The organism is Deltaproteobacteria bacterium, from assembly GCA_003696105.1.
In the GTDB taxonomy this organism is placed as follows: domain Bacteria; phylum Myxococcota_A; class Polyangia; order Haliangiales; family J016; genus J016.
Genome location: RFGE01000134.1, coordinates 1 through 7,500 on the forward strand (window position 1 = coordinate 1; position 7,500 = coordinate 7,500).

At 67.3% G+C, this 7,500-nt stretch carries 4 protein-coding genes (1 of these 4 only partly in view); all 4 read right to left on the reverse strand.

Annotated features, from left to right (window positions below; translation table 11 throughout):
* Positions 1-884, reverse strand: an 884-nt coding sequence (locus D6689_09150; protein ID RMH42098.1) for a VCBS repeat-containing protein, incomplete at its 3' end; no start/stop codon positions are given.
* A 46-nt stretch (positions 885-930) separates the two neighbouring features.
* On the reverse strand, positions 931-2,598 hold the full coding sequence (locus D6689_09155) for a serine/threonine protein kinase (GenBank protein RMH42099.1): 1,668 nt from the start codon (positions 2,596-2,598) through the stop codon (positions 931-933).
* Between the two features lie 437 nt (positions 2,599-3,035).
* Complete coding sequence (gene rpoC, locus D6689_09160) at positions 3,036-7,283, reverse strand: DNA-directed RNA polymerase subunit beta' (protein RMH42100.1); 4,248 nt, start codon at positions 7,281-7,283, stop codon at positions 3,036-3,038.
* Between the two features lie 18 nt (positions 7,284-7,301).
* Positions 7,302-7,500, reverse strand: the 3' end of a protein-coding gene (gene rpoB, locus D6689_09165; protein ID RMH42101.1) for a DNA-directed RNA polymerase subunit beta. Its footprint extends 4,019 nt past the window's final position; the window shows 199 of its 4,218 coding nt (coding positions 4,020-4,218); its start codon lies off the right edge, out of view — the gene reads right to left on this strand; it ends in the stop codon at positions 7,302-7,304.

The following is a 7,500-nucleotide window of genomic DNA, read 5'->3' on the forward strand; positions in this document are numbered from 1 at the left end:
GACGGGGGCAACAACACTTGCTGTCGCGGCACCGCCGCCCCGTCTTGCGCTTCGTAAATATAGACGCGGTTTGCCCCCTCGAACGCGAATGCGAACTCGTGCTGCACGGAGGCGGCGCCGACATCGAGGTCGCCGCGCGCGAGGCGGCCGGCGAGCTGGCCGACACTCCACCCGTCCGGTAGCGCCGCCATCCCGTCCCCCAGTTGCATCTGGTTGCCGAACAGCACGAGCAAGTCGGAGTTGATCTCGCCGGGCCGCGCCACGAGCGGCCACAGCTGGACCTCGAAGCCGGCGAGTGCGGGAACTTCAAGGGACAACGGCTGATACGCCACCGGCAGAAGCGTTCCGTCGGATTGCCCCAGCAGGACGAACAACCCGGTGAGGATCGGCATGACGACGTCGAACCGGCCGTCGCGGTCGAAGTCGACGAACTGCGGCGGACCCGTCGGCCGGCGGGTGACGATGTCGCGTTCGGTCGGGAACTCGCCGGTCGCCGTGCCGTAGCGGATCTCGATCGCGCTGCTGCCGGCGCCGATGAGGTCCGCGTTGCCATCGCCATCGACATCGCCGATGCCGAAGAACCTGGCGTCGAACCGCCACGGCGATCCCGGCGCGCGGTCGAGCGCGCCCGACGGCCGGCGACACACGCCGTCGGCGCCGCAGCCCCATCCCTGGGGGCAGGTGGCGCCCGACTCGTCGCCGCACACGTACTGGCATGCCTGCGCGGTCGAAGGGGCACCACACGCGGTGCCCGCACCGAGGGACGAGTCGGTCACGCCGTCGCAGTCCTCGCCAGGTTCGAGCACGTTGTTGCCGCACACGCCCTCGGGGATCGGCGGAAGGTCCGTACACCCTAGCCAGCCGATGGCGGCAATCGTGAACACGTAAGTTCGCATGAACGGTCGGCTCCGTCGCCCCGCGCCGCGGGGACTACTTGAATGGGTCCTCGATTGCGTCCCGCCCGCGCTTGGTCGACTTGGGGGGCCGGCGCCGCGGCGGCTTCTTCTTGAGACGGACCTCGATCGCCGCATCCCGGTCCGGCGTGACCTCTGCCGTCACCGTGCGATAGCCGGCCGCCTTGAACGTGAGGACGACCGGCCGGTCCCCTCGGGGCAGTTGAATCGGGCCGGGAGCGACGCCGACTGGACCGAGCGGGCCGAACACTTCGGTGCCCGGGGGCGGCCCGGACACGTCGATCGTGACAATGGCCGGGATCGGCGGCGCTGCGTCCGGTACGGCCGACCGACGCGACGCCGCGGCGTCGGGAGCTGCCGGCGGCGCGGTGTGGGCCGCGCGCTCGACCGCGGGATCGGGAGGCGGTACGTCGTCTCCCGACAGTGCCATGTACACGACAGTGCCTGCGGCGACCGCGGCGACGACGGAGCCGACGACGACCGCAAGCCGGCGCGAGCCCCGGTGCCGCAGCGCGGCCAGCTCCGCCGCAGTGCTCCCGTTGGGCGACGCCGGCGCCTGGGGCCCGGCCGGACCGACCGACGCATCGAGCGCGACCGTCGGCGCCCCCGACACGGGGGCTGGCGCCGACGCCGGCGGGCGCGGCGCCGACATCGGCGGCGTGGTCGGCGCCGCGTACGCGCCCGTGGGCTCCGGTTCGGTCGACAGGCGCACGCCGGCACTCCGCGCGGCGTCCTCGAGCGCGCGGACCGCGGTCACCAGGTTCGGCGGCCGCTTGGCCGGGTCCTTTGCGAGCATCCACAACACCGCGTGGTCGACCGACGCCGGCAGACCGGGGTGGCGCGTCGACGGCGGATCGGGCTCCTCGCTGATCTGCTTGAGGAGGATCTCCATGTAGTCCTCCCCGTCGAACGGCAGCTCTCCCGTCAGCATCTGGTACGTGAGGATGCCGAAGGCGTAGATGTCGGTCCGATGGTCGACATCGCGACCGCGACATTGCTCGGGCGACATGTACGCCGGGGTGCCCATCGGGGCGCCGGTGCGCGTTCGGTGTTCGTGCGGCTGCTGCTGGCCCAATAGCTTCGCGATGCCGAAATCGAGCAGCTTGGGGAACACCGTGCCGTCGGCGTCGCGCGCGAGGAAGATGTTCTCCGGCTTGAGGTCGCGGTGCGCGATGCCCTTGGCGTGCGCGGCGTCCAGCGCGCGGGCGAGCGCCCGCAGAATCGGGATCGCTTCGCTCAGGTCGATGCGGCCGCGCGCCTCGAGGTACTCGTCCATCGGCTCGCCGTCCAACAGCTCCATCACGTAGTAGTGGCGGCCGTCGTCGAGCTGTCCGAACGAAAAGATGTCGATGATGTTGCGGTGGCGGATCTGGTTGACCGCGCGTGCCTCCGACACGAAACGCGACACCATCTCGCGTTGGACCGAGTACTGGCGAGCGAGCACCTTGATGGCGACCTGCTTGCCGATGACGGGGTGCACCGCCTTGAACACGGTTCCGAACCCGCCTTCGCCAAGCTTCTCCTCGACGACGTACTCGCCGACGGTCTGCCCGGGCTCGAGGTCGGCGTCGTCCGTGCCCGAATACGGCATGTCGCCGGTGCCCGTCACGACCGCCTCCGCGGCGATGGACGCACGCCCTGTCGCGCTCGGCTCCGCGCCGGGCGCGCACTCGGTAGCGCCCAAGGACCGCAGCGGTCGTGCCCCGGCAGTCGCGGTGCCGAGGGAACGCGCCCCTCAGCCTGCATGGTGCGATTTTCCCGTGGGATCGTCCACGGGTCAAGCGCACGCCCCGGATGGCACTGGAAACCGTTGAACCGCACGGCGACAGTACGAGTCGGATGACCCGTCCACGCGCCGCCCAGATCGACCGTAGCCCGGCGCATGCGACGCGACCATGATCGCGGTCACACGTGACGATGCGCGGACCGGGCTCGACGCGCTCCTGCGCGGCTGCTGCGGAGCGGCGCGCCGGCGAGGTCGCGGGACGCGAGGCGAGGTTGGGCGCGCGCCCGCAGCGCACGAGGGCGCGTATCACCCTACGGTGCCATGGGGCGCGAGGACGTACGCCGAAGATCGCCCGCCGATCGCGACCGCAGCCAGCGGCTATGCGGTACGGCCTCCTAGCTCTGGCCCTCTGGCTGCGGTGCCGCGGGCGGCGCTTCCGGCATCGGCGGCGCACCCGGCAGCACATCGCCACCCACGGCAGCCGCATCGCCTTCGGCGACGGGTGGTTCGGACGCCGTCGACTCGGTCGGGGAGTCGACGTGTACCGTGAGCCGCTTGTACGCGCCGAGCCCCGTACCCGCCGGGATGAGCCGCCCCATGATCACGTTCTCCTTGAGGCCGCGCAGGTAGTCGATCCGGCCGGAGATTGCCGCCTCGGTGAGCACCTTGGTCGTCTCCTGGAACGACGACGCCGAGATGAACGACTCCGTCGACAGCGACGCCTTCGTGATGCCGAGCAGCAGCGGCTCGCCCTTGGCGGGCTGGCCGCCTTCGGCGATCACGCGCTCGTTCTCCTCCTCGAACACGTGCTTCTCCACCTGCTCGTCCACGAGGAAGTTCGTGTCACCCACGTCCTTGACCGCGATGCGGCGCAGCATCTGGCGAACGATCACCTCGATGTGCTTGTCGTTGATGCGCACGCCTTGCAGCCGGTAGACCTCCTGCACTTCGTCCACGAGGTACTTGGCCAGCGCCTTCTCGCCGAGCACGCGCAGGATGTCGTGCGGGTTGGCGGAGCCGTCCATCAACGGCTCGCCTGCGCGCACGCGGTCGCCCTCGCGCACCGACAGGTGCTTGCCCTTCGCGATCAGGTACTCGGCAGGCTCGCCGACGTCCGGCTGGATGATGACCTTGCGCTTGCCCTTCGTGTCCTTGCCGAAGTGAATCGTCCCGTCGATTTCAGCGATGACGGCGTGATCCTTCGGTTTGCGCGCCTCGAACAACTCGGCGACGCGCGGCAGACCGCCCGTGATGTCCTTGGTCTTGGTCGTCTCGCGCGGGATCTTGGCCAGGACGTCGCCCGCTTCGACCCGTTCGCCCTCGTTGACGGCGATATTCGCGCCGACCGGGAGGAAGTACTCGGCGTCGTTGTCCCGGCTCGGAAGCCGCTTGACCGCGCCGGTCTCGTCTTCGATCGAGATCCGCGGCCGCGAGTCCGGGTCTTTCGACTCGATGATCACCTTGCGCGACAGCCCGGTGACCTCGTCGAGCTGCTCGGTCATCGTCACGCCTTCGATCACGTCGCCGTACCGCACGATGCCCGATACTTCCGTGATGATCGGCATCGAGAACGGATCCCACTCGGCAAGCAGCGTGCCCGCCTTGACCGGCTGCCCGTCGTCGACGTGAAGCTTGGCGCCGTACTGCAGGCCGTAGCGCTCGCGCTCCCGGCCCACCTCGTCGAGGATGATGAGCTCACCCTGGCGGTTCATCACCACCCAGTAGTTGCCCTTCTTGACGCGCTGGACGTTCTCGAGCTTGACGGTCCCATCGGTGCGCGATTCGAGCGACGACTGCGACGTACGAATCTGCCCGACACCACCAATGTGGAACGTACGCATCGTCAACTGCGTGCCCGGTTCGCCGATCGACTGCGCCGCGATGACGCCGACCGCCTCGCCGATGTTGACCATGTAGCCGCGCGCCAGATCGCGGCCGTAACACAGCGCGCAGATTCCACGCTTGGCCTGGCAGGTGAGCACCGACCGGATCTTGACCCGGTCGATGCCGGTGTTCTCGATCAGGCCGACCTTCTCTTCGTCGATCTCGGCGTTCGCCGGCACGAGCACCTCGCCGGTATACGGATCGACGACATCCTCCAACGCCACCCGGCCGAGAATTCGGTCGCCAAGGCGCTCGATGATCTCGCCCCCCTCGATGAGGGCCATCATCTCGATGCCCTCGAGCGTGCCGCAGTCGTACTCCGAAATGGTCGTATCCTGCGCCACGTCGACCAGGCGACGGGTCAAGTATCCCGAGTTCGCCGTCTTGAGCGCCGTGTCCGCCAACCCCTTGCGCGCGCCGTGCGTCGAAATGAAGTACTCGAGCACGGTGAGGCCCTCGCGGAAGTTGGTCGTGATCGGCGTCTCGATGATCTCGCCCGACGGTTTTGCCATCAGACCTCGCATGCCCGCGAGCTGCCGCATCTGCTGCTGCGAACCGCGCGCGCCCGAGTCGGCCATGATGTAAATCGAGTTGAACGACGGCTGCTTGCGCTTCTCCTTCGGGTTCTCCGGGTTGACCGCGATCTCGACGCCGATCTGCGCCATCATCTCCTTCGCGATCTGCTCGGAGCACTGCGCCCAGATATCGACGACCTTGTTGTAGCGCTCGCCGTCCGTGATGAGACCGTCGGTGTACTGCTCCTCGATCTCGGCGACCTCCTTCTGGGCGCGTTCGAGAAGTTCCTTCTTTTTGGCCGGAATGACCATGTCGTCGATGCCGATCGAGATCCCGGCGAGCGTGGAATAGGAGTAGCCCTTCGTCCGCAGGCGATCGGCGAGCAGGACGGTCTCCTTCTGGCCGCACGCCCGGTACACCGCATCGATCAACTCGCCCAACGCCTTCTTCGTCAGGACGCGGTTGACCATGCTGAACGGGATCTTCTTCGGAACGATCTCGTAGACGAGCGCGCGGCCGACGGTCGTCTCGACCGGCTTTTCGCCCGGTGCGGGCCGGAGCAGGATCTTCGCCTGCAGCGCGACCTGCCCGTGGTCGTAGGCCATGCGCACTTCGTCGATCGACGAATACACTCCCTTGAGCCCGTCTTTGCCCGGCTTCGTCGGTCGGTACTCGCCCTTCGCGAACGCGCGCTCCCGCGTCATGTAGTACAGGCCGAGCACGATGTCCTGCGTCGGCACGATGATCGGACGCCCGTTCGCGGGCGACAGGATGTTGTTCGTGCTCATCATGAGCACGCGGGCCTCCATCTGCGCCTCGATCGACAGCGGCACGTGAACGGCCATCTGGTCGCCGTCGAAGTCGGCGTTGAACGCCGTGCAGACGAGCGGGTGCAACTGAATCGCCTTCCCCTCGGTGAGGATCGGCTCGAACGCCTGAATACCGAGGCGGTGCAGCGTGGGCGCCCGGTTCAGTAGAACCGGGTGCTCCTTGATCACCTCTTCGAGGATGTCCCACACCTCCGGGCGCTCTTTTTCGACCATCTTCTTGGCGGACTTGATGGTCGTGACGAGCCCGCGCTCCTCGAGCTTGTTATAGATGAACGGCGTAAACAGCTCGAGCGCCATCTTCTTGGGCAAGCCGCACTGGTGCAGGCGCAGCTCCGGCCCGATGACGATCACGGAACGGCCGGAATAGTCGACGCGCTTGCCGAGCAAGTTCTGGCGGAAGCGGCCCTGCTTGCCCTTGAGCATGTCCGACAGCGACTTGAGCGGCCGCTTGTTCGGCCCAGTGATCGTCTTGCCACGCCGGCCGTTGTCGAACAATGCGTCGACGGCCTCCTGCAGCATCCGCTTCTCGTTGCGGATGATGATCTCCGGCGCGTTCAGCTCCTGCAGGCGTTTGAGCCGGTTGTTGCGGTTGATCACCCGGCGGTACAGGTCGTTGAGATCGGAAGTCGCGAACCGCCCGCCGTCGAGCGGGACCAGCGGCCGCAGGTCCGGCGGGATGACCGGGATCACCTCGAGCATCATCCACTCGGGACGATTGCCCGACTCGCGGAACGACGTAACGACCTTGAGACGCTTGGACAGCTTCTTGCGCTTCGCCTCGCTCGTCGCTTCCTTCATCTCGACGCGAAGCTGCTCGGCCAGCCCGTGCACGTCGATCTCGCGCAGCAAGCGGACGATCGCCTCGCCGCCCATGTCCGCGACGAACGCATCCTCCCCGAGTTCGTCGAGGAGCTTCAGGTAACGCTCCTCCGACAGCAGCTCGCACTTCTGCAGCCCCGATTCCTTCGGGTCGATGACGATGTACGATTCGCAGTACAGAACCTTCTCGAGGTCCTTGAGCGGAATGTCGAGCATGTTGCCGATGCGGCTCGGCAACGACTTGAGGAACCAGATGTGTGCAACCGGAGTGGCGAGCGTGATGTGGCCCATGCGCTCGCGACGCACCTTGGACTGAATGACCTCGACGCCGCACTTCTCGCACACGACGCCGCGGTGCTTCATCCGCTTGTACTTGCCGCAGTTACATTCGTAGTCCTTGACCGGCCCGAAGATCTTGGCGCAGAACAGGCCGTCCCGCTCCGGCTTGAACGTCCGGTAGTTGATGGTCTCGGGCTTCTTGACCTCGCCGTGGGACCACTCCCGGATCTTTTCCGGGGACGCCAACAGGATGCGAATCGCGTTGAACGAACGCGGGTCGCGAGGCTTCTCGAAGAAGTTGAAGATGTCCTTCATTGCGTTCCCCTGTGTGGGTTACTGAGCGCCACCCAGCTTTTCGGCCTTGGCTGCCACTTCGCGCGCGAGCTGCGCGAGTCCCGCGGGCACGCCAGCGCGCGCCGCGCCGCGGCGCGGCGCGGCCGGATCCTCGAGTAGTTCGACGTTGAGGCACAGGGCCTGGAGTTCCTTCATCAACACGTTGAACGATTCGGGGATCCCCGCCTCGAGCACGTGG

Bases quoted from the DNA above. Each gene is read 5' to 3' on its own strand.
- rpoC (RMH42100.1), bottom strand. From the start codon at position 7,283: ATGAAGGACATCTTCAACTTCTTCGAGAAGCCTCGCGACCCGCGTTCG.